Origin of the sequence: Streptomyces sp. NBC_01275 (assembly GCF_026340655.1) — a bacterium.
In the GTDB taxonomy this organism is placed as follows: Bacteria; Actinomycetota; Actinomycetes; order Streptomycetales; family Streptomycetaceae; genus Streptomyces.
Window position 1 is genome coordinate 1,111,810 of record NZ_JAPEOZ010000001.1, and the last position, 24,098, is coordinate 1,135,907.

Here is a 24,098-nt window from a genome sequence, read left to right on the forward strand (position 1 = left end):
AACAGGGGGAAATTCAAGTGATGCGTGTCAGACGCTCGTTTCTCGGCGTCGTCGGCGTCGTCGGCGTCGTCGGCGTCCTGGTCTGGCTGGTGGCGACCCTGTTCGGCACGGGATCGGCGCAAGCCGCGCAGCCCGTGCGGGCCCCGAGCGGCGGAGCCGCCGTCGACGTACCGGCCGGGGTGACCGCGGGGGTCGCGGTCTTCGACCGGCAGACCGGGACCTTCACCGAACAGCTCAACACCAGGACGCAGTTCCGGTCCGCGTCGGTCGTCAAGCTGCTCATCGCCCTCGACCACCTGTGGAACCGCGGCCCCGACTACACCCTGCCCGCCGCCGACCGCGCCCGCTTCGACTCGATGCTGCGCTCCAGCGACGACGCGAGCGCCTCGTCCTACTGGTCGCAGAACGGCGGCGGCGCGATCGTCGACCGGATGGTCTCCCGTCTCGGCCTGACCGACACCTCGGGCCCTTCGGCGGGCTACCCCGGTTCCTGGGGCTATACGGCGCTGTCGGCGGCCGACACCGTACGGATCTACCGCTACCTCCTGGACGGCGCCCCCGCCCCCGTCCGCACCCTCGTCATGGGCGACCTGCGCCAGTCCACGCGGTGCGGGACGGACGGATTCGACCAGCGCTTCGGCATCCCGGCGTCGTTCGAGCGGCCGTGGGCGGTGAAGCAGGGCTGGTCGGGCTTCGGCGACTCCGGTGGCTGTACCGGGACAACCTCCGCCGCGAGCGGGGAAGTCAGGGACGTCGCGGACGCGCGGGCCGCCGACGTGGATCTGACGCAGCGGGCGCTGCACACCACCGGAACGGTCGGCGCCGGAGACCGTTCGATCGTCGCGGTGTTCACCCTCCAGCCGACGAGCACCTCGTTCGGCGCCGCCTACACCAACCTCAACCGGCTGGTCCGGTCGCTGAACGTGCCCGGGGGCGCGCGTGCGGCCGGCGCCTGGTTCGGCACCTGGGGAACGGACGTACGCGTACGGGCCGACACGACCACCTCCTCGACCGTGCTCACCAGACTCCCGGCGGGGGTCGAGGTGTCGGTCAGCTGTCAGAAACAGGGCCAGCGCGTCGAGGTGCCGCCGTACGTCAACGAGTGGTGGGCCTATCTGCCGCTGTACGGCGGCTACATCACCAACATCTACGTCCGGTCGCCGGACAACGAGCTGCCGGGCGTCCCTCTCTGCTGACCACGGAGGCCGAAGCTCAACGCGCCGGGTCCGGGCCGTCGCCGCGGCGCAGTGCGCGGGCGCACCAGCCGATGACGGCGGCGTTGGCCAGCGCCCCGAACACGACGGCGACGACGAACATCGCGGCGTGGTCCGGCAGGAAGAGCAGCACCAGGCTGGCCGGGGCGGTGGCGAGCAACGGGATGACGCCCGCCATGGACTCGCCGGAGCTGTCGACGGCGGTCACCACGACCGCCCACCCGAGCAGGACGGCGCAGACCCCGAGATAGACGAGGGCCGCGACCTCGCCGAGTGCCTGCCGCAGCCGGCGCGGAAGGGACCGGCCGGAACGGCCGGAAACAGTACCGGTCACGGGGTGAACTCCTCTGTCGTGGCCAAGCAGGATGGTGGTCGTGGTGGTCAGAGATGGGCGCCGGGTGGGTTCGGGCGGGCGAGGCCGAGGTCGTAGGCGAGGATCGTCGCCTGCACCCGGTCGCGCAGCCCGAGCTTGCGCAGCAGCGCGTTGACATGGGACTTCACGGTGCCGACGGTGATGCCGAGCCGGTCGGCGATCTCCGCGTTGTTGAGTCCGGACGCGACCAGGGCGAGGACGGTGCGCTGGCTGCCGGTCAGGCTGTCCAGCTCGCGGGGGCCGTCCTCCGACCGGAGTCCCGTGCCCGCTCCGGAGGCGTAGTGGCCGATGAGGCGGCGGGTCGCGGACGGGGCGAGGACGCTCTCGCCGGCTGCCACCACCCGGATGCCGTCCAGCAGTTCGGCGGCGCGCACGTCCTTGAGCAGGAACCCGGAGGCGCCGGCGCGCAGCGCGTCGAAGACGTACGCGTCGAGGTCGAAGGTGGTCAGCACCAGGACCCGGGGCGCGTTCTGGCGGCCGGTGATGATCCGGGTGGCGGCGATGCCGTCCAGTTCGGGCATCCGTACGTCCATGACGACCACGTCGGGGGCCAGTTCAGCGGCGAGACGCACCGCGGCGACGCCGTCGGCGGCCTCGCCGACGACCGTCATGTCCTCCTCGGCGTCGATCACCGCGGCGAACCCCGCCCGGACGATGCCCTGGTCGTCGACGACCAGCACCCTCAGGCTCATCGTTCCCTCTCCTCGTCGTCCGGCGTCGCGCCAAGGGGCAGCCGGAGGCGGACCGTGCCCGACGGGCCGGTCGCCAGGGTGCCGCCGAGCGGTGTGATCCGCGCTGTGAGCCGTTCCCGTACGGCGGTGTCGGCGGCGCGGGGCACACCGGTGGCCGTGATCGTCAACGTACCGTCGCCCGCGTCGAGTTCGAGCACGGCGCTCTCCTCGCCGCCGGTCGCGAGCAGGGTCTCGGCGGCGTGGTAGGCGGCCAGGTCGACGGCGGTGGGCAGCCGTTGCGGCACCCGGTCGGTCAGTCGGATCTCGACGTCGCGGCCGGTGGCCCGGCACTGGTGGGCGAGCAGGTCGAGAGCCTGGACGGTGGGCTGGGGACGTAGTTCGGGGGCCGTCTCCCCGTCGCGGACCGTGTCCAGCAGGGCGCGCATCGCGGCGAGGGCCTCGCGGGCGCGGTCGGCGGTCACGTCGAGCCGGCCCGCCTCCGCCTCCGTGACCATGTCGGCGGTGCGCGCCAGCACGGTGGTCTCCAACCCGGCGGCGATACGGCGGCGTTCGGCCCACGCGTCCCGGACGGCCTCCTCGGTCCAGGCGGCGAGGGACTCCGCCTGGACGCCCCGGGCGGCCCGGTCGCGACGCCCGCGCTGGGCGCCGCCGTACCAGGCCGCACCGACCACCACGGCCGCCCCCGCCGTCGTCCAGCCGGCGACCGCCCAGGCGGGGAGCGTCGTGCCGCGGTCCAGGACGGCGGCCGTGGCAGCCGTCGCGTGGACGGCCACGGCCGCGACCGCGAGAGGGAGGGTCGGTGCGACTGCGATCAGGCAGCCCCTGTCCATCGCACCGCCCCGGGCTCGCGCCGCATCCACGGCGACCGCCCAGCACGTGGCCGCCATGCTCAGCGCGGGCGGCAGGACGACCGAACCCGTGTAGCCGCCCGTGTCCATCGCCAGCGGCCACAGCAGGGCCAGGCCGAGCAGGACCGCATACGCGGTGCGGGGCGCCCGGCGCAGCCACAGGAGGGCGACCGCCTGGGCCGCCGCCAGCAGTGCGAAGAACATGCCCGCCGAGACGTGCGAGCCGCTCGACGTCGTCTCCGTCCGGATCACCAGCACCGGGAGCAGCGGCTGGAGGACCAGGCCGACGGCGGCCGTCAGCTGCGCCAGGCGGTAGCTCCACGGTGCGGTCCGCTCCGCCTGGGCGGTGGTCCGGCCGGGCAGGACCGCGCGCACCTCCCAACCGCCGTCCGCCGTAGGGCCGCTGGTCAGGGTGCCGCCCGCCTCCCGTGCCCGAGCCCGTAGGAAGCCCTGGCCGCGTCCGCCGCCGAGGCCCGCACCGTGCGCCGCCGAACCGGCCTGCGGCGGCGCGCTGGTGACCACGACGTCCGTGCGGGTGTCGCCGTAGCGGCACCGCACCCTCGTCTGCGCGCCGGGGGCGTGCCGTGCCACGTTGGTCAGCGCCTCGCGCACGATGCCGTACGCCGCGTCGGCGACGGCGCCGTCCGGCAGCGGGTCGATCTCGCAGTCCACCCGCTGGTCCAGTCGGCGGAACCCGGCGACCAGGGCCTGCAACCGCTCCTCCGGCGACGGCAGTTCCTCCCGCGAGGGCGCGGGGGCCCGTACCGCGCCGAGCGCCCGGGTGACCTCGCGGCCGGTCTCGACCGCGAACTCCAGTGCCTCCTGGGCCAGTTCGGGACGACGCTCGCGCAACCCGAGGGCGGCCCCCGCCGTGACCACCACGGCCGTCAGATGGTGGGCGCTGACGTCGTGCAACTCCCTCTCCATACGGCGGCGTTCGGCTGCCGGGAGCCGGTGACGCTCGGTCTCGGCCCGCTTCAGCAGGTCTTCGGCCGCTCGGCGCGCGCGACGGGTCCGCCGTATCAGCAGACCGGCGCCGCACGCGGTGGCGTACAGCACGGCGGTCAGGACGAGATCGAGTCCGTCGCGGTCGCTCAGCCCGTGCAGGGTGAGGCCCTGCAGCAGCTGCCAGGCGGCGAGCGCCGACACGCACAGCACGGCGGTGAAGGCGTCCCGTTCGGTCGCCACGGTGAACAGGGCCAGCGCGACGCCCGCGGTCCCCAGCACCGCCGTCGCCCCGGTGGGCAGCGGCCCGGCGCCCAGCGCACAGGCGGCGGCGACCAGGACGAGGGTGGTCACCGGGCGGGTACGGCGCAGGGCGAGCGCGGCCGTCACCAGGCCGGCGACCAGGGCCGCCACGAGCAGGGCGGACGCGGACGGGACGTCTCCGCGCGCCAGCGCCGCCCCGGGCCACACCACGGCCTGGGCGCAGATCAGCAGGACCGGGAGCAGCCGGTCGTCGGTTCGATTCATGTCGGATCAAGGCTAGGGCCGTGGGCGAGCGGCCCGGCTCCGGCTGGAGGGGGATTCCGGTCCCCCGGTCTCTATCTCCGGTTCGACGCGGGGTTCGTCCTGCGGCCCGAGGCCGACGCCATGCCCCCGGCCCTAGGCTCGATCACATCGAGGAAGCGGTCGACCAACGCTTCCAAACCAGCGGTTCTTCACTCATCCAGCAGGGGGATCTCCCATGTCCAAGCGCATTCTCGTCTCGTCGCTCGTCGGTGTCGTCGCGGTCGGCGGCATAGTCGCCGGCGGCCTCGCCGTGGCCTCGGCCTCGGCCGCCACGGAGCCGACCGTGAAGAACAGCTCGGTCCGCTACGTCGCTCCGTCCGACAGCGGCGCCGGCTCGCTCACCTTCACCGCGGACGTGAGCGACGACTCGGGCGTCCGGGGTCTCAAGGTCATCGCCTGGCCCGCGAGTTCGAAGCTCGACCCGACCGAGGCGGAGCTGCGGGACGTGGACTCCGCCACCTGCCGGAGCACCTCCGCCGAGACGTCCCGCTGCACCTACACCCTGCCGGTCACGAAGAAGGACGCGGCCGAGTCGGCCCAGGGCGCCTGGTACGTCTCGGCGCTGGCGACCGCCAAGGACGGCGGCACGGCGTTCGCGCCCCGCGCGGCCACCTTCACCGTCGCACCCTGACCCACCGCTCCACCCCGCCCCGGCCGGGCGCCCACGAGGCGCCCGGCCGGCCTCGTTCCTCCGCGGCACCAGGGCCGCCGAAATCGACCTGCTGGTCAGGGAGTCGAGGCGCCTGCCGACCTGATCGTCACGACGCGCTCGGGGCCACGGTCGGGCCCATGCCGCGCAGTTGCTGGACCGTCCCGCCGAGCTTGGCGCGGAACTGCTCGAGCATCTCCGGCTCCTTCGCGCTGACGATCCACCGCGAGCCGACCAGGTACTTGCCCCCGTAGACGGCGGCGGAGTCCAGCCAGGCCTGTTTGTACTCCTCCTCGGGGAAGGTGGTGATGAGGTAGTCGATCTTCTCCGTGTGGCAGAGGCCCTGGCGCAGTTCGTCCGCCTCGATACGGATCGTGGGCTTGCAGCCGGTCAGGTCGGCGATCACCTCGACCTTCGCCGGCGCCACGACACCGGCCTCGGGGGCGGCGGAGATCTTCGACGGATCGCTGTTCATCACGACCTCCTCCTCCGCTGCGCTGCACGCCGTGACCAAGGGCAGCACGGCCACGCTCGCGGCGAGCGCGGCCCCGCGTATCAGGCGGGCGGTGGGCAGGGTCCGACCGATGCGTCCTCGCTGCGGCTGCTGTGGCACGTACCTCTCCGTATCCGGTCCGTATCCGGTCCACGACGCCTGCCCACACGGGGCGACCAGGCGTACGACTACGCCCAGGGGTACGGGCGGACGGCACAGCCCGTTCACCTCGTCGCGGCCCTAGGACCTGCCCTGGTCGTTCAGGTGAGCGAGGAGCAGGTTGGGGTCCTCGGCGGTGAGATAGGCGGCGCTCAGGACGTGGACGGTGTCGCCGCGCAGCGCGATCGACGTGGGGTTCTGCAGACCGTCGGCCGAGGTGAGCACGGTGGAGTGGCTGCCGTCGGGCTGGACGAGCGCGACCTCGCTCGGGCCGTTGAGTGCCGCCAGCAGCCGGTCGCCGTGGCCGGTGAAGGCGAAGTCGTCGATCCCCGGCAGACCGGTGGCCTCGGTCCGGACCGCGCCGGCGCGCCCGTCCCGGCGGACGGGGATGCGCAGAACGGTGCCCTGGTCGAGGTTGGTGGCCCAGACCGCACCCTTGTGGATCTTCAGCCCGTTGGCGCCGAGAAAACCGGTGGGGGCCAGCTCGGGAGCGGTGGACCAGGCGGTGGGAGCACCGCCGGAGGCGGGCACGCTCCAGATGGCGCCGAGCACGGAGTCGGTGACGTAGAGGGTGCTGGTACGGGGGTCCAGCGCCAGGCCGTTGGGCAGGCCGTCGGCCGGCAGCGCGGCGATCCGCTGCGGTACGCCACCGGGGCGCAGACGCCACACGCCGGTGAGGTCGGCGGTGCCGGTGGCGTACAGGAAGTACAGGGTGCCGTCGTGGGCCCGGACGATGCCGAGGGTCAGCGGGAAGCCCAGGACCGGGGTGTGGACACCGCCGTCGGCGGGCTCGGGCAGGGTGGCCAGGATGCGGGTGGCGCCCTGGGGAGAGACCTCGGCGATCTGTCGGCTCCCGGCGAAGGTGACGTATGCGGCGCCGCCCGGCCCCAGGGCGATGTTCTCCGGCATCTGGCCCTCGGCCAGGTCGAAGTGCGCGGCGATCCGCGCGTCGCCCAGCGGCGCGGAGACGGCCGAGGCCGGAGCCGGACCGAGTGCCGTGGCGGCGACGGCGGTGGCGACGACGAGGACCGCCGACGACAGGGCGGACATCGAGAGATTCTTGAGCATGGTTCCTTCACTGGATTTCGGGCAGGCGGCAGCGATACGCCGACGCATGGGTGGGATGGGGTGAGCGAATTGGGGGTGGGTGGGGATGAGCGGCCGGTCAGCCGGTGGTGACTGGGGACCTCGTCCGCGCCCGGGCGGCCGGGGTGGCGTCCTGACCGGCGTCCCGGCTGGCGGCCTGGGCGGCGTCCCGGCCGGTGGCCTGGGCGAGCAGGGTCAGCGCCGCCCGCGAGGGGGATGCCGCCTCCGTGGTGGCGACGACGACGTTGGGGCCCGGGCCGTGGCTCAGGGTCTGCTGAGTGACCGTCAGCGTGCCGACCAGTGGGTGCCGCATCTCGTAGACGGCGACGGTGCACGCCCGGACCCGGTGATCGGCCCACATCGAGGCGAACTCCGTGCTTCTCGCGCTCAGTTCACCCACCAGCGCGTGCAGCGCCGCGTCCTGCGGGTGCCGGCCGGCCACCAGGCGCAGACTCCCCACCACTGCCCTGGCCTTGCTCGGCCAGTCGGCGTACAGGTCGCGGGTGTGGCAGTCGAGGAACACCAGTCTGGCCATGTTGGGCCGTTGCGCCGACACCTCGGGGGCGCCAGGGTCCACGTGCCCGGCGAACAGCGCGTGACCCTGGGGGTTCCACGCCAGCACGTCGCCGCGCCGGCCGAGCACGATCGCGGGGACGTCCGCCAGCGCGTCCAGCAACTGACCCGCCGCCCGTGTGACGCGCTCCGGCGCGGGCCGCCGGCTCCGGGTGCGCTGCCGGTCCGCCCGGGTCAGGTCGTGCAGGTGCCGCCGCTCGGACTCGTCCAGCCGCAGCGCCCCGGCGAGCGCGTCCAGCACCTCGACGGACGCGCTCAGGGACTGCCCCTGCTCCAGCCTGGTGTAGTAGGAGACGCTCACGCCCGCCAGCAGCGCCAGCTCCTCGCGCCGAAGTCCCGGCACACGTCGGCGCTCCCCGTAGGTGGACACCCCGACGTCCTCGGGACGCAGCTGCGAGCGCCGCGCCCGCAGGAAGTCCCCGAGCTGCGATTTCGCGTTCATGGATCCGAGTATGGGCCGACCCGGAACACTCAGCCTGCCCCAACCGTGGATAGGCAGCAGCGGGGCTCGACCCATGGGGAGCCCCGCGCCGGTGTTTCCGCGATCGGTCAGTACGAGGAGGTCCGGCCCTCGTAGGTCCGCGCGCCGCTGTCCCACATGCCCTTGGCGTAGGAGGTGACGTTGATGTCGTTGACCATCTTGGTGTAGCAGCCGGTGCCCGTGGTCGCCACGGCGCAGGTGTACTCGCGACCGTCGGAGTTGCGGCGGACGGTGGCGTACGGGGTGAACTGGTCGAGGGTGTTGTAGCTCGCGTGGGAGATGCGCGCCCAGGCCGCCCGACAGCTCGGGCTGTAGCGCAGTTCCACGTACGCCTGGCCGAGCCATATCCCGCCCACCGGGGAGGTCGCGTCGTCCGCGCAGTACACGCTGGGGTCCTTGCCCTCGCAGGTCGACCCGTAGCAGCTGGCGGTCGGGGCGGCGCTGGCGGGCGCGGCGACGGCGGTGCCCGCCCCCGCCATCATCAGCACGGACGCGGACGCGGCCCAGCGCCGAAGGTTCTTCATGTCTCTCCTCCATGGCCTCAATGACCCTGATGGCCCTGATGCCCTTGATGGCGTCTTTCGCCGGGAGTCTCCGCGAGCCCCTGCTGAACCCCCGTACAGCAGGGACTCGAAACGGATGACGTCCTGCCGGATGAGGTTCTACGGTGAACCTTGCGAAAACCTTGTGGCGGCTGGCGATGGCGAATGAGGCCTGGTGAGACTGCACTTACTCGGTCCCCTGGAACTGCGGGTCGCGGGGCGGGCGTTCGATGTGGGACAGCCGCGTCGTCGGGCGGTCCTCGCGGCGCTGGCCGCCGACGCGGGCCGTCCCGTAGCGGTGGACACCCTGGTCGACCGCGTCTGGGACACCGCCCCTCCGGACGGGGCACGGTCGGTCCTCTACTCCCATATCAGCCGACTGCGACGGCTCCTCGACGACGCCGCGACCGAGGCCGCGGCGGGCGGCCGGGAGGCGCAAGAGCCGACGATCCGCATCAGCAGGGCCTCCGGGGGATACGTCCTGGAGGCGGACGAGGACGCGGTCGATCTGCTGCGCTTCCGCGCGCTCGTCGCACAGGGGCGTGAGCGGCGCTCGGGCACGGAGCGCGCCCGTGTCCTGGAGGAGGCGCTGCGGCTGTGGCGCGGTGTGCCGCTGGCCGGGCTGCCCGGGGCGTGGGCCGAGCGCATGCGGACCGGCTGGACCCAGGAACGGGTCGAGGCGGCGCTCTCCTGGGCCGAGGCCTCGCTGCGGCAGGGGACCGCGGAAGAAGTGCCGGGGCTCCTGCGGCCCCTGATGGACGACCACCCGCTGTCCGAGCCCCTGGCCGGGATGCTGATCCGCAGCCTGTCCGCCGCCGGGAGGACGGCGGAGGCGGTGCATGTGTACACCGAGATACGTCGGCAGCTGGCCGCGGAACTGGACATCGCCCCGGGCAGCGAACTGCAGTCGGCATACGAGGAGTCGCTGCGCGAGACAGCGACGGAACGGCCCCCGGAAGCACAGCCCGCACCCGTCCCGGTCCCCGCCCAACTTCCCATGGACGTACGGTCCTTCACCGGCAGGGACGACCAACTCATCGACCTGACCCGGCATCTGGGCGCCGTAGAGGTCACGGAGGACACGGAAGACACGGAGGACACCGGCCGGACGTCGGCGGTGGTCGTGTCCGCCGTCTCCGGCACCGCGGGCGTCGGCAAGACCGCGCTGGCCGTCCACTGGGCCCACCGGGTGCGGGACGCCTTCCCCGACGGGCAGCTCTACGTCGACCTCAGGGGCTACAGCCCGGAGGAACCGGTGTCCGCGGCCCAGGCGCTCGCCGGGTTCCTCACCGCACTGGGCGTTCCCGGGCCGGAGATCCCCCTGCGGCTCGACGACCGCGCGGCACGCTACCGCACGGCCGTCGACGGACGGCGACTGCTCGTCGTACTCGACAACGCCGCGTCCACCGCCCAGGTCAGACCGCTGCTGCCGGGCAGTCCGACCTGCAAGGTCCTCATCACGAGCCGGGACTCCCTGGCGTCCCTGGTGTCGGTGCACGGAGCGCACCGGGTGACCCTCGACGCCCTCCGCCCGCACGACGCGCTGGCCCTGCTGCGCGCGCTGATCGGGCCGCGGGTCGAGGCCGAGCGCCCCGCGGCGGCGGACCTGGCCGAACAGTGCGGGCGGCTGCCGCTGGCCCTGCGGGTGGCGGCCGAGCTCGTGTTGTCCCGCCCCGTCGAGCCCCTGGCCGTCCTGGTGGCCGAACTGCGGGACCATCGCCGACGCCTGGACCTGCTGGAGTCCGGCGACGGAGATCCCCGGGCCGCCGTACGCGCCGTCTTCTCCTGGTCGTACGAGCGTCTCCCCGAACTGCCCGCGCGTCTGTTCAGGCTCCTGGGTCTGCACCCCGGACCCGATGTCGACGCCTACTCCGCCGCCGCCCTGGCCGGGGAGTCCGTGGACCGCGTTCGGCGGGCGCTCGACGTCCTGGCCGGAGCGCATCTGCTGCACCGGACCGGTCCCGGCCGCCACGGCATGCACGACCTGCTGCGGGCCTACGCCGGGGAACTGGCCGGCCGGCACGACACGGCGGCGGACCGGGACGCGGCCGTGACCCGTCTGCTCGACCACTGTCTGGCGGCGGCCGCGACGGCGATGGACGTCCTGTACCCGGCCGAACGGCATCTTCGCCCCACCGTCGACATACCCGCGGCCGGTGTGCCGCCGCTGGCGCCGCCCCTGCGGACGGCCGAGGAGTGCCGTGCCTGGCTGCGCGCCGCGCAGCCCACCCTGGTGGCGCTCTGCTCCCGGACCGAGGAGCCCGGTCCCTCCGGGCACACCGTGCGGCTGGCCACCACGCTCCACCGCCACTACGAGCGGTCCGGGCACTACGCGGACGCCCTCACCGTCCACACGCACGCCCTGCGCGCGGCCCGCTCGGTGGCGGACGCCCACGGCGAGGCCGACCTCCTGGCCTGCATCGGCGCGGTCCACCGGCGGCTCGGCGACTACGACACCGCCCACCGGCACCACGAGAGCGCCCTCGTGCTGTGCCGCCGTATCGGATACCAGGCCGGCGAGGCCCGCCATCTGACCAACGTGGGCGTGCTGCACGAGCTGCGGGGCCAGTACCGGGCGGCCGCCGATCACCACGAGCGGGCGGTCGAGCTGTTCCGTGCGGCCGGTGACGCGCACGGCGAGGCGGACGTGCTGAACAACCTGGGCATCGTGCACGAACTGCTCGAGGACTACCAGGCGTCGATCGACTGCTACCGGCGGGCACTGGACCTGTACCGGGCGAAGGACCACCAGGTCGGGGAGGCCAGCGCCCTCGGCAATCTGGGCATCGTCCTGGCGCGCCTGGGCGATCACCCGGCCGCGGCCGGGCACTTCGAGCGCGCGCTCGCCGTCTTCCGTCGCCTCGGGTACACCGGCGGCGAGGCGCACGCCCTGTCCAACCTGGGCAACGCGCTGTGCGCGCTCGGCCGGTACGACGAGGCGGCCGCCCACCAGCATCTGGCCCTGGACCTCTTCCGGCGGACCGGCGAGCGCTACGGCGAGGCAGGCGCCCTCAACGGCCTGGGCGAAGCCCTCCGCGGCGCCGGACGGCATACCGAGGCGCTGGACGCCCACGATGCGGCGCTCGACGTGGCGCTCGGCATCGAGGAGCGCGAGGAACAGGCCCGCGCCCACCTCGGCACGGCTCTCGTCCGGCAGGCACTGCGGGACTTGGTTCGTGCCACGTACCACCTCGAACAGGCCCTGTCCCTGTACACGGCGCTCGGCTCGCCACGGGTGGACGAGGTCCGCGAGACACTCCTGCTCCTGAAGTCCCCCTGAGCGGAACCGCGGCGGGACGTACGGCGTCTCGTCCGTGAGCGGGTCGGGGCGGGCCCGGCCGCCCGGGGCCGAGAGGGACGAGACCGACGTGGCGAGTGACAAGGCGCGGAAACTGTTCGAGGCGCTCGACCTCGACGAGAACGGGACGCTGACCCGCGAAGAGGTGATCACCGCCCTGCGCACCAAGGGCCCGACCCTCGCCGCGTCGGGGCACCTGCCGTTCTGGGGCGTGGGGGACCCCGACGCCTCCTCCGCGCTGTTCGACGCCGCCGACCAGAACGGGGACTCGGTACTGACCCTGGAGGAGTTCGCGGCCGTGGCGGACCGCCGTTTCGGCTGGCGCTGAGCACGGACCGACCGGCGGACCGATCAACAGACGCGCAGACCGGCAGACCGGCAGACCGGCAGACCGGCAGACCGGGCACACTGTCACGCGTGGACGACTATCGCCTGGTGGACAGAGAGCCCGCTCCCGCCCGCTACGGACGCCTGGAGGTGCGGACCGCCGACCTCGGCCCGGCCGACTGGCTCACCGAACGCGCCCCGGGACACGGCGACTTCGGGACGGTGGCGGGCGTCGCCGCGCCCGGGTTCGCCGCCTACGCGCGGGTGCTGCACCCGGCGGCGCTGGACGAGCGGCCCGTGCGATGGGCCGCGGTGGCCGCCGCCCGCGGGCTCGGGACGCGGCCCGGCGCCGACTGGCACGAGGTCGCCGGTCTGGACCGCGACTACCACAACGCCTGCGCGTACGGTCTGCCCGGCGTCTGGGACGAGCATCCGGCGGAGGGGCCGACTCCGCCCGCCGTCGCCCAGGCCCTGATCCCCGTCCTGGCCCGGCACACCCGGACCCCCGAGCGGTGCTGGTTCGGCCTGTGGAACGGCTACGGCCGCTGGGACTTCGACGGGATTCCGTCCTTCCCGACCCCGGGCCGGGACGAGGTCCTGCTCGCCGGCCCGCTGGCCGAGGCCGTCTCTCCCGTGTCCCTGAACGAGTTCGCCGAGCTGCCCGACCTGTGGTGGCCGCAGGACCGTGCCTGGTGCCTGGGCGGCGACGTGGACCTGGTCAGCACCTACGTCGGCGGCTCCCCGGCGCTGATCGCCGAACTGCTGGCCGCCCCGGAGCTGGAGGCGCACCCCGTCTCACCGGGCGACAAGGTGGGTTGACCGAACCCCGCCGACCGAACCCCGCCGGCCGAACCCCGCCCCCACAAGAATGGTTAGATATTCAACTATGACGCGACGGATCTTCATCGACAAGCAGAGCCCCAAGGCCTACCACGCACTGCTCCAGACGTCCGAGGCCGTGCGCGCGACCGCCGCCGACGCGGGCCTGGAGCGCACCGTCGTGGAACTGGTCAACCTGCGGGTGTCACAGCTCAACGGCTGCGCGTTCTGCCTCGACGTGCACACCAAGGCCGCCCTGCGGGAGGGCGAGGACACCCGGCGGCTCGGCGTCCTCGCGGCCTGGCGGGACACCGGCCTCTTCACTCCCCTGGAACGCGCCGCGCTGGCTCTCGCCGAGGCGACCACCGCCCCGACCGACGCCGCCGCACAGGAGGCCGCCTACGCCGACGCCCGCCAGGTCCTCACCGAGGACCAGATCTCGGCGGTGATCTGGGTGGCCGTCGCCATCAACGCCTTCAACCGGGTGTCCATCCTGAGCAGACACCCCGTGCGCTAGTCCCCCGGCCTCGCTCGCCGGGCCCCTCACCCCCGCACCGGACGCGGGCTGACCAGCCCCGCCCCATACGCCCCCACCACGGCCTGGGCGTGGTCGCCCTGCCCGCGGGGGCGAGCGGCTGGCGGACGGAGTAGCACAGCCGGTCGGGCCGTACCTCCGAATGGACCGTCAGAACACCCCAAATCGTGGGTTTCCTCACCCGTTCTCGTGGCGTTCCCGCTTTCCCCCCGGCGGTCGCGCCCGTCCCTCGTGAGAAAGTTGCCGCTCGAAACCAGCCAGGGGGGTCTGTGACACGACATCAGAAACGGTCCGGGGTACGCAGAAAGCGGCCTACGCGGCCTACGCGGCGGACGTCGCTGACGCTGCTGACGGCGCTCGGGACACTGGCCGGCGCCGCCCTCGCGGGCGCGACTCCGGCCGGCGCGGCGACCTGGACCACGGTGGCGGCGGGCGTGACGTACCGGCAGTACGACCTGCAGGCGGCCGCCGGGGTGACTCATGTGCACGTGCTCAGCGTCGACCTGGCCAACGCCCATGTGCGGCTGGGGCTGTTGTACCCGGGAGCGGTGGCGTCCCGTGCGCCCGTCTCCCGGCAGGCCGACGCGCAGAAGGCCGTCGCCGGCATCAACGGCGACTTCTTCAACATCTCCGAGACCCAGCACCCGGGGATCACCGCGACCGGCGCGAGCGTGGGTCCGGCGATCGCGAACGGGAAGGTGCTCAAGGGCGCGGTCCCGGACGCCCAACGGTTCGGACCCGAACTGCCGCCGGGCACGAACACCCGGGCCGTGGTGGGCGTAGCCGCCGACGGGAAGGCCCGGGTGGACAGCCTGGACCTCGCCGGCAAGGTGACCGCCACCCGCAGCCGGGTGGCGCTGAGCGGGCTCAACCAGTACGCGCTGCCGGTGAACGGCATCGGCGCGTACACCTCGGACTGGGGCAGCGTCTCGCGGCTGCGGGCCGCCTGCGGCACGGACACCAGCCGGGGCGCGGCGTGCAGTTCGAGCACCTACGAGGTGACGGTCAAGCACGGCCGGGTCGTGTCGACGGCGTCCAAGCCGGGCAGCGGGTCCATCGCGGCGGGCGCCACGGTGCTCGTCGGACGGGAGACGGGCGCGCAACGCCTGAAGACCTTCAAGGTGGGCCAGCGGGTGACGGTGACCCACGGGCTGACGGCCGCGTCCCGGGCGACGTACCGGTTCGCGGTCGGGGGCTATCCGGTGCTCTCGGGCGGAGCGCCGCGGTCCGGGCTCGACGCCCGGGTCTCGGCCGTGCGCACGGCGGTGGGCATCGGCAACGGCGGGAAGCGGGTGTACCTGCTCGCGCTGGACGGCGCGGCCGCGTACCGCAAGGGCCTGACGATCGCCGAGGTCGCCGCCGCCCTCAAGAGCCTCGGCGCGACCGAGGGCTTCAGCCTGGACGGCGGCGGCTCGTCGACCCTGGTGGCCCGCCCGTCGGGCAAGACCAAGGTGACGGTCCGCAACCACCCGTCCGACGGCACGGAGCGCCCCGTGCCGAACGGCATCGGCGTCTTCACCCAGTAGTGAACCCGCCGTTCAGCTGGTGAGCACCCCGTTCAGCGCGGCCTCACGGTCGAAGGCCGCCGACGATGTCGGCGGTCGCCGTGAGGCCGCTGCTGATGGTGGGGGCCATGCTGGTGCCGGCCAGGAAGAAGCCGAGCAGCAGACAGACCAGCGCGTGCGAGACCTTCAGTCCGCCGCTGCGCAGGAAGATCACCGCCAGGATCAGCAGCAACAGGACCACGGAAATCGAAAGGAACATCGTCAGCCTCCTCCGCCATGTCCGCTTTCGCGGCGTTCGGCCGCAAGTGTGGCGTAACGGAGGGTTCGTCCGTGCGACTGAGCCGTCCGCCGAACGGGTGGTGTCTACGCCGTTCGGCGGGCGTCCAGGAAGGTCTCCAGGCCGGCGAGGTCGTCGGTGTTGAGGTAGTCGACGTCGGCCGCGAGGAGTTCGGCCCAGAGGGCGTCGCGGTCGGGGCCCGCGACGTCGGGGGTGGCCCAGAAGCGGACCTGCTGTCCGCGCGTGTGCGCCGCGCCCACGATCCCGCGCAGCCGCTGCCGCTCCGCCTCCGGGAAGGAGCCGACGCCCAGCCAGGTGAAGTTGAGCGTCCAGTTGTCGGAGATCAGCGAGGCGAAGGAGGCCTCGCCGGCCCCGAGGTCGGTGAGGCGTCCGTCGTAGAAGGCGCGGCGGACGGTCTGCGCCTCCATGGGCGTACGGGCCGCGCGGTCGCCGGAGATGACGGCGGTGACCGGGCCGGGGTGGATCCGACCGTGGGCATACGTCGTGAACAGGCCCCGGTAGCGCTTGAGTCGGCGGTCGAGCGCGAGGTACGTCGAGGAGCCCTCGGTCTTGATGTCGATGAGCAGTTGCAGCGGCCGCCGGTAGCCCCGGTACACGGAGCCTCGGCCCGCTTTGACGCGGGCGGCGAGCGGGGCGAGGTAGAGGGACTCCAGAGTGCGGGTCGGGTCGAGTTCGTCGGCCGAGTGGGCGACGAGGAGTTCGCCGTCGACGAGGAAGATGTCGGCCTCGACGCTGCCGAAGCGGTGGTCGAGGGCGTCGAGGAGGGGGCGGGGGTGCTCGTAGTCGTTGTGGGCGTGGGCGCGCCACAACGGGCGGGCGCCGGGATGCCGTTCCGCCGCGAGCGCGCTGACGCCGGGCAGGGCGACCGCGCCGGCGAACGCGGCGCCGAGGGTGCTGAGGGCTCTGCGACGGGTGGTGAGGGCCATGCTCTGCCTCCCTGTGGATGCCGTACGGGACCACCGCGAGTATCACGCGCCACAGCACCCAACGGGCCTGCACATGGCAGGAGTTGGCCGGACCGCCGCTGCCCGTTCACTCCTGCGCGGCAGTGCACACGAAAAAACCCGCCCCAGGTGGGGCGGGCTTTCCCGCGGGTTCTCCCGGCCGTGCGTCAGGGGGCCCGGAGGTCGACCAGTTCGGCCAGCACCGCACGGTGGGCTCCCGCCGTGCCGTAGGCGATCGAGTCGGCCTTGGCCCGCTTGAGGCAGAGGTGGACCGGGTGCTCCCAGGTCATGCCGAGGCCGCCGTGCAGTTGCAGGGCCTCCTCGGCCGCCCGGACGGCGACGGACGCCGCGTAGGCCTGGGCGACGGCGACCGCCACGTCGACGTCCGCTCCGGTGGCGAGCGCGTCGGCGGCGGCGCGGGCGGCGGCCCGGAGGCTGACGACCTCCAGCCACAGCTGCGCCAGCCGGTGCTTGAGCGCCTGGAAGCCGCCGACCGGCCGGTTGAACTGCTTGCGCTCCTTCAGATAGCGCACGGTCTCCGTCAACGCCCAGTCGGCGAGCCCGAGTTGCTCGGAGGCGAGCAGCCCGGCGCCGGCCAGCAGAGCACGCCGGACGGCGGGTTCGGCGTCGCCGATCCGGCGGCCGGGGGCGCCGACGAGGGTGACCGTGGCGAGCGGCCGGGTCAGGTCGAGGGAGACCTGCGGGGCGACGGTCACGGCGGCCGCGTCGACGGCGTGGAGACCGCCGTCCTCGGCCGGCACCAGGAACACATCGGCGACCACCGCGTCCGCGATCCCGGTCAGCTCCCCGTGCAGCACACCGTCTTCGACGCGTACGGCCGTGAAGGGGGCGCCCGGGGCGGTGTGCAGGCCGACCGCGAGCGCGCCGAGGGTTCGGCCGGACGCCAGCCGTCGAAGCAGCTCTTCGTCGCCGCAGGCCAGCAGGGCCTCGGTGGCGACCACGGCGCTGGTCAGATACGGCACGGGCGCGACCGCCCGCCCCAACTCCTCCAGCACCACGGCGACTTCGCGGTGGCTCGCGCCCTGTCCGCCCTGCGCCTCGGGCACCAGCAGGCCGGCCAGGCCCATGCCGTCGGCGAGCGCCTTCCAGGCCGCGAGGTCGTGCGGGGCGTCCGACTCGGTGCGGGCCATGACGCCCGGCGCGTCGCAGTGGTCGGCCAGCAGGTCCCGTACGGCGGCCCGGAGCGCCTCTTCCTCCTCCGCGTACAGCAGGTCGCTCATCGGGCCAGGTCCTTCCATGCGACGTCCTTGTCGGTGCGCGGCTCGGCGGGCAGGCCCAGGACGCGCTCGGCGACGATGTTCAGCAGGACCTCGCTGGTCCCGCCCTCGATGCTGTTGCCCTTGGAGCGCAGGTAGCGGTACCCGGCGTCCCGGCCGGTGAAGTCCACCAGCTCCGGGCGGCGCATGGTCCAGTCGTCGTACAACAGGCCCTCCTCGCCGAGGAGTTCGACCTCCAGGCCGCTGATCTCCTGGTTGAGGCGGGCGAAGGCGAGCTTCATGCCGGCGCCCTCGGGGCCTGGCTGGCCGACGGCGAGCTGCTGGCGCAGGCGTTCGCCGGCGAGGCGGGCGACCTCGGCCTCCACCCACAGCGTGAGCAGCCGCTGGTGCAGGTCGTGGGTGCGCAGCTCGGGGCGTTCGCGCCAGGTCTTGGAGACCGGGCCGATCATGCCGCCCTCGCGGGGCAGCCGCATGCCGCCGATGGCGACGCGTTCGTTGTTCAGGGTGGTCTGCGCGACCCGCCAGCCGTCGCCGACGTCACCGAGGCGGCGGGCGTCGGGGATGCGGACGTCGGTGAGGAACACCTCGTTGAACTCGGCCTCGCCGGTGATCTGGCGCAGCGGCCTGACCTCGACGCCCGGGTCGGTCATGTCGCAGACGAAGTAGGTGATGCCCGCGTGCTTGGGCACGTCCGGGTCGGTGCGGGCGATGAGGATGGCCCAGCGGGCGAGGTGGGCGCTGGACGTCCACACCTTCTGCCCGTTGACCACCCAGTCTCCCCCGCTCTCGCGGACGGCGCGGGTGCCGAGCGCGGCCAGGTCGGAGCCGGCGCCCGGCTCGCTGAACAGCTGGCACCAGACCTCCTCGCCCACCCACAGGGGCCGCAGGAAGCTCCGCTTCTGCTCCTCGGTTCCGTAGCGCAGGATCGTCGGCGCGGCCATGCCGAGGCCGATGCCGATACGGCGCGGGTCGTTGTCGGGAGCGCCCGCGGCCTCCAGCTCGGCGTCCACGACGGCCTGGAGCGAGCGGGGCGCGCCGAGGCCGCCGAGCCCCTCCGGGTAGTGCACCCAGGCCAGCCCCGCGTCGAAGCGGGCCTTCAGGAAGTCCACCCGGTCCGTCGTGGCGGGCGGCTTCGCGGCCAGCAACTCCGCGGTACGGCGCGTGAGTTCGGCTGCGTCGACGACATGGGCTGTATCGGTCATACGGCGGCTCCGTTGTCCTGCGAAAGCGAGGGCAGCACCGCGACCCGGCCGGTGGTGACGCCGTCGGCGACCCGCTGCACGGCGGCGGCTCCTCCGGCCAGCGGCACGCGCTCGCTCACCAGCGGCAGAATCGCGCCCCGGGCGGCGAGCTCGGTGAGCTGCTCGTGGCAGTGCTGGACCAGCTTCGGGTTCTTGGTGTTGTAGAGGCCCCAGTGCAGGCCGAGGATCGCGTAGTTCTTCACCAGGGCGTGGTTCAGCCCGGGGCTGGGGATGGTGCCGCTGGCGAAGCCGACGACCACGATCCGGCCCTCGAAGGCGACGACCTTGGTCGACTGCGTGTAGGCCTCGCCGCCCACGGGGTCGTAGATCACGTCGGCGCCCCGGCCGCCGGTGGCCGCCTTCACCGCGCCGACGACGTCCTCGGCGCGCCGGTCGATGACGACGTCACAGCCCAGCTCCCGTGCCACGGCGACCTTGTCGGCGCCGCCCACGACACCGATGACGGTCGCGCCCGCCGCCTTTCCGAGCTGTACGGCCGCGCTGCCGACCCCTCCTGCGGCAGCGTGGACGAGCAGCGTCTCGCCCGCCTCCAGCCGGGCCCGCCGATGCAGGCCGAACCAGCCCGTCTGGTAGCCGACGTGCAGCGCGGCGGCCTCGGCGTCGTCCAGCGAGTCGGGCGCGGGCAGCACGGCGGCGGCGTCCGCGACGGCGTACTCGGCGAAACCGCCGTACGGCAGCGCGGGGTTGGCGATCACGCGGCGGCCGTCCTCGGTCTCGCCGCAGATCTCCACGCCCGGGGTGAAGGGCAGCGGGGGCCGGACCTGGTAGTGGCCCCGGCACATCAGCACGTCCGGGAAGTTGATGTTCGCGGCGCGCACCCTGAGCAGGATCTGGCCGTCGCCGGGCGTGGGCCGCTCCACTTCCTCGAGCCGCATCACCTCGCTCGGCTCACCGTTCTCGTGCACCTGCCATGCCTGCATGCGGGGCCTCCACGCGACTTCCTCGTCCGACCGGGGTCGATCGCATACTAAGCGGTCGCTTGCCGATGGGGGAACAGCCGCCGGGAGAACAGTCGCGTGTGTCACGTCCGCGCCGGTCACGTCCGCGCCGGTCACGGTCCGCCGGTCACGTCCGCGCCGGTCACGTCCGCGACGGCCGCGCCCGTACGTGCATCCGCTCCCCCTGCGGCCCGAACAGGCTCAGGAACTCGGCCGGCCCCTCCCCCGTCGACCCGAACCAGTGCGGCACGCGCGTGTCGAACTCGGCGGCCTCCCCCGCCGTCAGCACCACGTCGTGCGCCCCGAGCACGAGCCGCAGCCGCCCGGACATCACGTACAGCCATTCATAGCCCTCGTGGGTGCGCAGCTCCGGCTCCTCGTTGCGCTGGGGTTCCAGCACCTTGAAGGCCTGGAGCCCGCCGGGCTGCCGGGTCAGCGGCCAGAAGGTGCGCCCGTGCCGTACGACCGGCTTGGCGCGCACCCGGGGGTCGCCCACCGGCGGCGCGCCGACCAGTTCGTCCAGCGGCACCTGGTGGGCCTGGGCGATCGGCAGCAGCAGTTCCAGGCTCGGCTTGCGCAGACCCGACTCCAGCCGGGAGAGCGTGCTGACGGAGATGCCGGTCGCCTCGGACAGCGCCGCCAGGGTGACCTCCCGCTCCTTCCGGATCCGGCGCAGACGGGGGCCCACTTCCGCGAGAACGTCTTCGGCAGCCATGCCCGTATTGCAGTATCGGCAAAGACATTTGTCAATACAGGTCCGTAGAGGTCGGTAGAGGTCTGTCCGTCGCGGTCGAGCGGGTGTGGTCCGGGGCGTGCCGTTGCACCATGGCTGCATGCTGCTGACCCGGCTCGCCGACGTGTCCCGGGAGGTCGCCGCCGCCTCGGCGCGCTCCCGCAAGATCGCTCTGCTCGCCGAGCTGTTCCGGGACGCGGAGGCGGACGACGTGCCGATCGTCATCCCCTATCTGGCCGGGCGGCTCCCCCAGGGCCGGCTCGGCGTCGGCTGGAAGGCACTGAGCCGACCGGTCGACCCGGCCGCCGCACCGACCCTCACCGTGCGCGAGGTGGACGCTCTGTTCACCGAGCTCGGCCGGGTCTCCGGCCCCGGTTCGCAGGCCGAACGGGCCCGGCTGGTAGGCGAGTTGATGGGCGCGGCCACCGAGGAGGAGCAGCGCTTCCTGCTCGGCCTGATCACCGGCGAGGTCCGCCAGGGCGCGCTGGACGCCGTCGCCGTGGAGGGGCTGGCGCAGGCGACCGGGGCCCCGCCGCCGGACGTACGGCGGGCGGTGATGCTGGCCGGGTCGCTGCAGACGGTGGCGCGGGCGCTGCTCGCGGACGGGCCGGCGGCGCTGGCGGCGTTCCGGCTCACCGTCGGCCGCCCGGTGCTGCCGATGCTCGCGCACACCGCGACCTCGGTCGCCGAGGCGGTCGGCAAGCTGGGGGCGTGCGCGGTGGAGGAGAAGCTGGACGGCATCCGCGTGCAGGTGCACCGCGACGGCGACGGCGTCCGCCTCTACACCCGCACCCTGGACGACATCACCGACCGCCTGCCCGAAGTGACCTCAGCCGTACGGGAGTTGGCGGGCGAGCGGTTCATCCTGGACGGCGAGGTCATCGCCCTCGACGCGGCGACCGGGCGGCCGCGCTCCTTCCAGGAGACGGCGGGCCGCGTCGGCTCGCGCGTGGACGTGGCGAGCGCCGCCGAGGCGGTCCCCGTCTCCCCCGTGTTCTTCGACGCGCTGTCCGTGGACGGCCGCGACCTGCTCGACCTGCCGTTCGCCGAGCGGCACGCGGAGCTGGCGCGGCTGACGCCCGAGCCGATGCGGGTGCGGCGGACGTCGGTGTCCGGACCGCAGGACGCCGAAGCTGCGGAGGAGTTCCTGCGGGAGACGCTGCGGCGCGGTCACGAGGGAGTCGTGGTCAAGGCCCTGGACGCCCCCTACAGCGCGGGCCGGCGGGGCGCGTCCTGGCTGAAGGTCAAACCCGTGCACACCCTCGACCTGGTCGTCCTGGCCGCCGAGTGGGGCCACGGCCGCCGTACCGGCAGGCTCTCCAACCTGCATCTCGGAGCCCGCACCGCCGACGGCGGCTTCGCCATGCTCGGCAAGACCTTCAAGGGCATGACCGACGCGATGCTCGCCTGGCAGACCGAGCGACTGCAGGAGCTGGCCGTGGAGACCGACGGCTGGACGGTGACCGTACGCCCCGAACTGGTCGTGGAGATCGCCTACGACGGTCTGCAGCGGTCCTCCCGCTACCCGGCCGGCGTCACCCTGCGCTTCGCCCGCGTGGTCCGCTACCGCGAGGACAAGGGGCCGCGGGACGCCGACACGGTCGAGACGCTGCTCGCCGCCCACCCGGAGGTGCGCCCGTGACACCGAAGCGCAGCGCGGGCCTGCTGCTGTTCCGCCGCGCCGACGACGGACCGGAGGTGCTGCTGGGCCATATGGGCGGCCCGTACTTCGCCAGGAAGGACGCCGGGGCGTGGTCCGTCCCCAAGGGCGAGTACGAGCCCGGGGAGACGGCCTGGGAGGCGGCCCGCCGCGAGTTCCAGGAGGAGCTCGGGCTGCCGCCGCCCGACGGCGAGGCGATTCCCCTCGGCGAGGTCCGGCAGGGCAACGGCAAGATCGTCACCGTATGGGCGATCGAGGCGGACCTGGATCCGGCGGCGGTCGTGCCGGGGACGTTCACCATGGAGTGGCCGCCGAAATCGGGGCAGATGCGGGAGTTCCCCGAATTGGACCGGGTCGCGTGGTTCGGCCTGGAGCGGGCGCGCGAGGTGGTCGTCACGGCGCAGGCCGCGTTTGTGCACCGGCTGGCGGAGCACTCGTCCTGAGCGGACGCGTACACGTTGCGGTACCCGGCGGTGCGCGGGAAGGTCGAAGCACAGCCAGCTCTCCAGGAGGTCGGTCATGCCCATCGCGACGGTGAACCCGGCGAACGGCGAGACGCTTCGGAGGTACGAGGCCATGGGCGAGGAGGAGCTGGAACGCCGGCTCCAGCTCGCGGAGGCCACGTTCCGCACCTACCGGACGACCCGCTTCGCCGACCGGGCGCGGCTGCTGCTGCGGGCCGCCGACCTCCTGGACGAGGACCGGGACGCCGTCGCCCGGACCATGACCACCGAGATGGGCAAGCCGGTGACGCAGGCGCGCGCCGAGGCGGCGAAGTGCGCGAGGGCGATGCGCTGGTACGCCGAGCACGCCGAGGAACTGCTCGCCGACGAGGAACCGGCCGCGGCCGACGTGAAGGACTCCGGGGGCTCGCGCGCCCTGGTCCGCTACCGGCCGCTGGGCCCGGTGCTCGCGGTGATGCCGTGGAACTTCCCGCTGTGGCAGGTGGTCCGGTTCGCCGCGCCCGCGCTGATGGCGGGCAACGTGGGCCTGCTCAAGCACGCCTCGAACGTCCCCCAGACCGCCCTCTACCTGGAGGACCTCTTCCACCGGGCCGGGTTCGCCGAGGGCTGCTTCCAGACCCTGCTCGTCGGCTCCGGCGCGGTCGACGAGATCCTGCGCGACGAGCGCGTCAGGGCGGCCACCCTGACGGGCAGCGAGCCCGCCGGGCGGGCGGTGGCCGCCACCGCCGGGCAGATGGTCAAGAAGACGGTGCTGGAGCTGGGCGGCAGCGATCCGTACGTCGTGATGGCGTCGGCGGACGTCCAGCGGGCGGCCGAGGTCGCCGTGACGGCCCGGGTGCAGAACAACGGGCAGTCGTGCATCGCCGCGAAGCGGTTCATCGTTCACACGGACGTGTACGACGCGTTCACGGAGCGTTTCGTGGCCGGCATGGCGGCGCTGAAGGTCGGCGACCCGCTGGCCGAGGACACCGAGGTCGGACCGCTCGCGAGTGCACAGGGGCGGGAAGATCTGGAGGAGCTGGTGGACGACGCGCGGCGCTACGGGGCGAGCGTGCTGTGCGGGGGCGAGCGCCCCGACCGGCCCGGCTGGTACTACCCGCCGACCGTCCTCGCCGACGTCACCCGTGCGATGCGCATCCACCGCGAGGAGGCGTTCGGGCCGGTCGCGACGGTGTACCGGGCGGCCGACCTGGACGAGGCGGTGCTGATCGCCAACGACTCGCCGTTCGGGCTGAGTTCGAACGTCTGGACGCGCGACGAGGCCGAGCTCGACCGGTTCGTACGGGATCTGGAGGCGGGCGGGGTGTTCGTCAACGGGATGACGGCGTCCCATCCGGCGTTCCCGTTCGGCGGGGTGAAACGGTCCGGATACGGGCGTGAGCTGTCCGGGCACGGAATCCGGGAGTTCTGCAACATCACCACGGTTTGGCACGGTGCGTGAGCGCTGCGCGGCTA

The 24,098-nt window shown here is 73.4% G+C and carries 23 protein-coding genes; 10 read left to right on the top strand and 13 right to left on the bottom strand.

Translation table 11 applies throughout. The annotated features are described in order from the left end of the window. Positions 1–20: 20 nt before the first annotated feature. Positions 21–1,196 (top strand): hypothetical protein, encoded by a 1,176-nt coding sequence (locus tag OG562_RS04670; RefSeq protein WP_266393874.1) that lies wholly within the window; start codon positions 21–23, stop codon positions 1,194–1,196. Positions 1,197–1,212: 16 nt separating this feature from the next. Here OG562_RS04670 and OG562_RS04675 read toward each other — a convergent pair whose 3' ends face one another. From OG562_RS04675 to OG562_RS04685, 3 genes are read right to left on the bottom strand one after another with little or no spacing between them, the layout of a single operon-like run. Further along, entirely contained in the window at positions 1,213–1,548 is a 336-nt protein-coding gene (locus OG562_RS04675; RefSeq protein WP_266393877.1) for an SCO4225 family membrane protein, read from the bottom strand. Between the two features lie 47 nt (positions 1,549–1,595). Further along, entirely contained in the window at positions 1,596–2,279 is a 684-nt protein-coding gene (locus OG562_RS04680; protein WP_266393880.1) for a response regulator transcription factor, read from the bottom strand. Beyond that, positions 2,276–4,600 carry a histidine kinase gene (locus OG562_RS04685; RefSeq protein ID WP_266393883.1) on the bottom strand — a complete coding sequence of 775 codons (2,325 nt, stop codon included), beginning with the start codon at positions 4,598–4,600 and terminating at the stop codon, positions 2,276–2,278. Before OG562_RS04685 ends, OG562_RS04680 begins: the two co-directional genes overlap by 4 nt. Before the next feature lie 214 nt (positions 4,601–4,814). On the opposite strand from OG562_RS04685, the gene OG562_RS04690 reads away from it, so the two are divergent. Beyond that, positions 4,815–5,270, top strand: coding sequence for a DUF5707 domain-containing protein (locus OG562_RS04690; protein WP_266393889.1), 456 nt, complete (start codon positions 4,815–4,817; stop codon positions 5,268–5,270). Positions 5,271–5,397: 127 nt separating this feature from the next. Here the strand turns inward: OG562_RS04690 and OG562_RS04695 are convergent, their stop codons facing one another. The 4 genes from OG562_RS04695 to OG562_RS04710 form a co-directional block, all read right to left on the bottom strand. Next, a complete protein-coding gene (locus OG562_RS04695) occupies positions 5,398–5,901 on the bottom strand; it encodes a hypothetical protein (RefSeq protein WP_266393892.1) in 504 nt (167 codons plus the stop codon). A 120-nt stretch (positions 5,902–6,021) separates the two neighbouring features. Then, a complete protein-coding gene (locus OG562_RS04700) occupies positions 6,022–7,008 on the bottom strand; it encodes an SMP-30/gluconolactonase/LRE family protein (protein WP_266393895.1) in 987 nt (328 codons plus the stop codon). Positions 7,009–7,105: 97 nt separating this feature from the next. Then, entirely contained in the window at positions 7,106–8,041 is a 936-nt protein-coding gene (locus OG562_RS04705; protein ID WP_266393898.1) for a helix-turn-helix domain-containing protein, read from the bottom strand. A gap of 107 nt (positions 8,042–8,148) precedes the next feature. After that, positions 8,149–8,604, bottom strand: a complete 456-nt coding sequence (locus tag OG562_RS04710) for a DUF2690 domain-containing protein (RefSeq protein ID WP_266393900.1) — start codon at positions 8,602–8,604, stop codon at positions 8,149–8,151. Between the two features lie 193 nt (positions 8,605–8,797). On the opposite strand from OG562_RS04710, the gene OG562_RS04715 reads away from it, so the two are divergent. The 5 genes from OG562_RS04715 to OG562_RS04735 all read left to right on the top strand — a co-directional run bounded on the left by OG562_RS04715 (position 8,798) and on the right by OG562_RS04735 (position 15,127). Then, on the top strand, positions 8,798–11,902 hold the full coding sequence (locus tag OG562_RS04715) for a tetratricopeptide repeat protein (RefSeq protein WP_266393903.1): 3,105 nt from the start codon (positions 8,798–8,800) through the stop codon (positions 11,900–11,902). Between the two features lie 88 nt (positions 11,903–11,990). Beyond that, on the top strand, positions 11,991–12,248 hold the full coding sequence (locus OG562_RS04720) for an EF-hand domain-containing protein (protein ID WP_266393905.1): 258 nt from the start codon (positions 11,991–11,993) through the stop codon (positions 12,246–12,248). 89 nt (positions 12,249–12,337) lie between these two features. Then, complete coding sequence (locus OG562_RS04725; protein WP_266393907.1) at positions 12,338–13,066, top strand: hypothetical protein; 729 nt, start codon at positions 12,338–12,340, stop codon at positions 13,064–13,066. Between the two features lie 67 nt (positions 13,067–13,133). Next, positions 13,134–13,583 (top strand): carboxymuconolactone decarboxylase family protein, encoded by a 450-nt coding sequence (locus tag OG562_RS04730; protein ID WP_266393910.1) that lies wholly within the window; start codon positions 13,134–13,136, stop codon positions 13,581–13,583. Between the two features lie 287 nt (positions 13,584–13,870). Continuing rightward, positions 13,871–15,127 carry a phosphodiester glycosidase family protein gene (locus OG562_RS04735; RefSeq protein WP_266393913.1) on the top strand — a complete coding sequence of 419 codons (1,257 nt, stop codon included), beginning with the start codon at positions 13,871–13,873 and terminating at the stop codon, positions 15,125–15,127. 43 nt (positions 15,128–15,170) lie between these two features. Here OG562_RS04735 and OG562_RS04740 read toward each other — a convergent pair whose 3' ends face one another. From OG562_RS04740 to OG562_RS04765, 6 genes are all read right to left on the bottom strand, one after another. Next, on the bottom strand, positions 15,171–15,365 hold the full coding sequence (locus OG562_RS04740) for a hypothetical protein (protein ID WP_266393916.1): 195 nt from the start codon (positions 15,363–15,365) through the stop codon (positions 15,171–15,173). A 104-nt stretch (positions 15,366–15,469) separates the two neighbouring features. Then, a complete protein-coding gene (locus OG562_RS04745; RefSeq protein WP_266393919.1) occupies positions 15,470–16,330 on the bottom strand; it encodes a phosphatidylinositol-specific phospholipase C/glycerophosphodiester phosphodiesterase family protein in 861 nt (286 codons plus the stop codon). Between the two features lie 185 nt (positions 16,331–16,515). Then, the gene (locus tag OG562_RS04750) at positions 16,516–17,589 is read right to left on the bottom strand and encodes an acyl-CoA dehydrogenase family protein (RefSeq protein WP_266393925.1); all 1,074 of its coding nucleotides are present in this window, start codon (positions 17,587–17,589) and stop codon (positions 16,516–16,518) included. Continuing rightward, positions 17,586–18,788, bottom strand: coding sequence for an acyl-CoA dehydrogenase family protein (locus OG562_RS04755; protein WP_266393928.1), 1,203 nt, complete (start codon positions 18,786–18,788; stop codon positions 17,586–17,588). Before OG562_RS04755 ends, OG562_RS04750 begins: the two co-directional genes overlap by 4 nt. Next, the gene (locus OG562_RS04760; RefSeq protein ID WP_266393931.1) at positions 18,785–19,768 is read right to left on the bottom strand and encodes an NADPH:quinone oxidoreductase family protein; all 984 of its coding nucleotides are present in this window, start codon (positions 19,766–19,768) and stop codon (positions 18,785–18,787) included. The genes OG562_RS04755 and OG562_RS04760 overlap by 4 nt, the downstream gene beginning before the upstream one ends. Before the next feature lie 160 nt (positions 19,769–19,928). After that, entirely contained in the window at positions 19,929–20,501 is a 573-nt protein-coding gene (locus OG562_RS04765) for a helix-turn-helix domain-containing protein (RefSeq protein WP_266393934.1), read from the bottom strand. A 118-nt stretch (positions 20,502–20,619) separates the two neighbouring features. Between OG562_RS04765 and OG562_RS04770 the strand changes: the two genes are divergently transcribed. From OG562_RS04770 to OG562_RS04780, 3 genes are all read left to right on the top strand, one after another. Next, positions 20,620–22,161: an ATP-dependent DNA ligase gene (locus OG562_RS04770; protein WP_266393937.1), complete on the top strand. Its 1,542-nt coding sequence runs from the start codon at positions 20,620–20,622 to the stop codon at positions 22,159–22,161. Then, the gene (locus OG562_RS04775; RefSeq protein WP_266393940.1) at positions 22,158–22,622 is read left to right on the top strand and encodes an NUDIX domain-containing protein; all 465 of its coding nucleotides are present in this window, start codon (positions 22,158–22,160) and stop codon (positions 22,620–22,622) included. The genes OG562_RS04770 and OG562_RS04775 overlap by 4 nt, the downstream gene beginning before the upstream one ends. Positions 22,623–22,698: 76 nt before the next feature. Then, positions 22,699–24,084 (top strand): NADP-dependent succinic semialdehyde dehydrogenase, encoded by a 1,386-nt coding sequence (locus tag OG562_RS04780; protein ID WP_266393943.1) that lies wholly within the window; start codon positions 22,699–22,701, stop codon positions 24,082–24,084. The last annotated feature ends 14 nt before the right edge of the window (positions 24,085–24,098 follow it).

Excerpts from the sequence above, each read along its gene's own strand:
- OG562_RS04710 (WP_266393900.1), bottom strand. The coding sequence starts at position 8,604 with ATGAAGAACCTTCGGCGCTGGGCCGCGTCCGCGTCCGTGCTGATGATG.
- OG562_RS04770 (WP_266393937.1), top strand. The coding sequence starts at position 20,620 with ATGCTGCTGACCCGGCTCGCCGACGTGTCCCGGGAGGTCGCCGCCGCC.
- OG562_RS04680 (WP_266393880.1), bottom strand. The coding sequence starts at position 2,279 with ATGAGCCTGAGGGTGCTGGTCGTCGACGACCAGGGCATCGTCCGGGCG.
- OG562_RS04755 (WP_266393928.1), bottom strand. The coding sequence starts at position 18,788 with ATGACCGATACAGCCCATGTCGTCGACGCAGCCGAACTCACGCGCCGT.
- OG562_RS04705 (WP_266393898.1), bottom strand. The coding sequence starts at position 8,041 with ATGAACGCGAAATCGCAGCTCGGGGACTTCCTGCGGGCGCGGCGCTCG.
- OG562_RS04760 (WP_266393931.1), bottom strand. The coding sequence starts at position 19,768 with ATGCAGGCATGGCAGGTGCACGAGAACGGTGAGCCGAGCGAGGTGATG.
- OG562_RS04750 (WP_266393925.1), bottom strand. The coding sequence starts at position 17,589 with ATGAGCGACCTGCTGTACGCGGAGGAGGAAGAGGCGCTCCGGGCCGCC.
- OG562_RS04730 (WP_266393910.1), top strand. The coding sequence starts at position 13,134 with ATGACGCGACGGATCTTCATCGACAAGCAGAGCCCCAAGGCCTACCAC.
- OG562_RS04780 (WP_266393943.1), top strand. The coding sequence starts at position 22,699 with ATGCCCATCGCGACGGTGAACCCGGCGAACGGCGAGACGCTTCGGAGG.
- OG562_RS04690 (WP_266393889.1), top strand. The coding sequence starts at position 4,815 with ATGTCCAAGCGCATTCTCGTCTCGTCGCTCGTCGGTGTCGTCGCGGTC.
- OG562_RS04740 (WP_266393916.1), bottom strand. The coding sequence starts at position 15,365 with ATGTTCCTTTCGATTTCCGTGGTCCTGTTGCTGCTGATCCTGGCGGTG.
- OG562_RS04765 (WP_266393934.1), bottom strand. The coding sequence starts at position 20,501 with ATGGCTGCCGAAGACGTTCTCGCGGAAGTGGGCCCCCGTCTGCGCCGG.
- OG562_RS04745 (WP_266393919.1), bottom strand. The coding sequence starts at position 16,330 with ATGGCCCTCACCACCCGTCGCAGAGCCCTCAGCACCCTCGGCGCCGCG.
- OG562_RS04670 (WP_266393874.1), top strand. The coding sequence starts at position 21 with ATGCGTGTCAGACGCTCGTTTCTCGGCGTCGTCGGCGTCGTCGGCGTC.
- OG562_RS04685 (WP_266393883.1), bottom strand. The coding sequence starts at position 4,600 with ATGAATCGAACCGACGACCGGCTGCTCCCGGTCCTGCTGATCTGCGCC.
- OG562_RS04700 (WP_266393895.1), bottom strand. The coding sequence starts at position 7,008 with ATGCTCAAGAATCTCTCGATGTCCGCCCTGTCGTCGGCGGTCCTCGTC.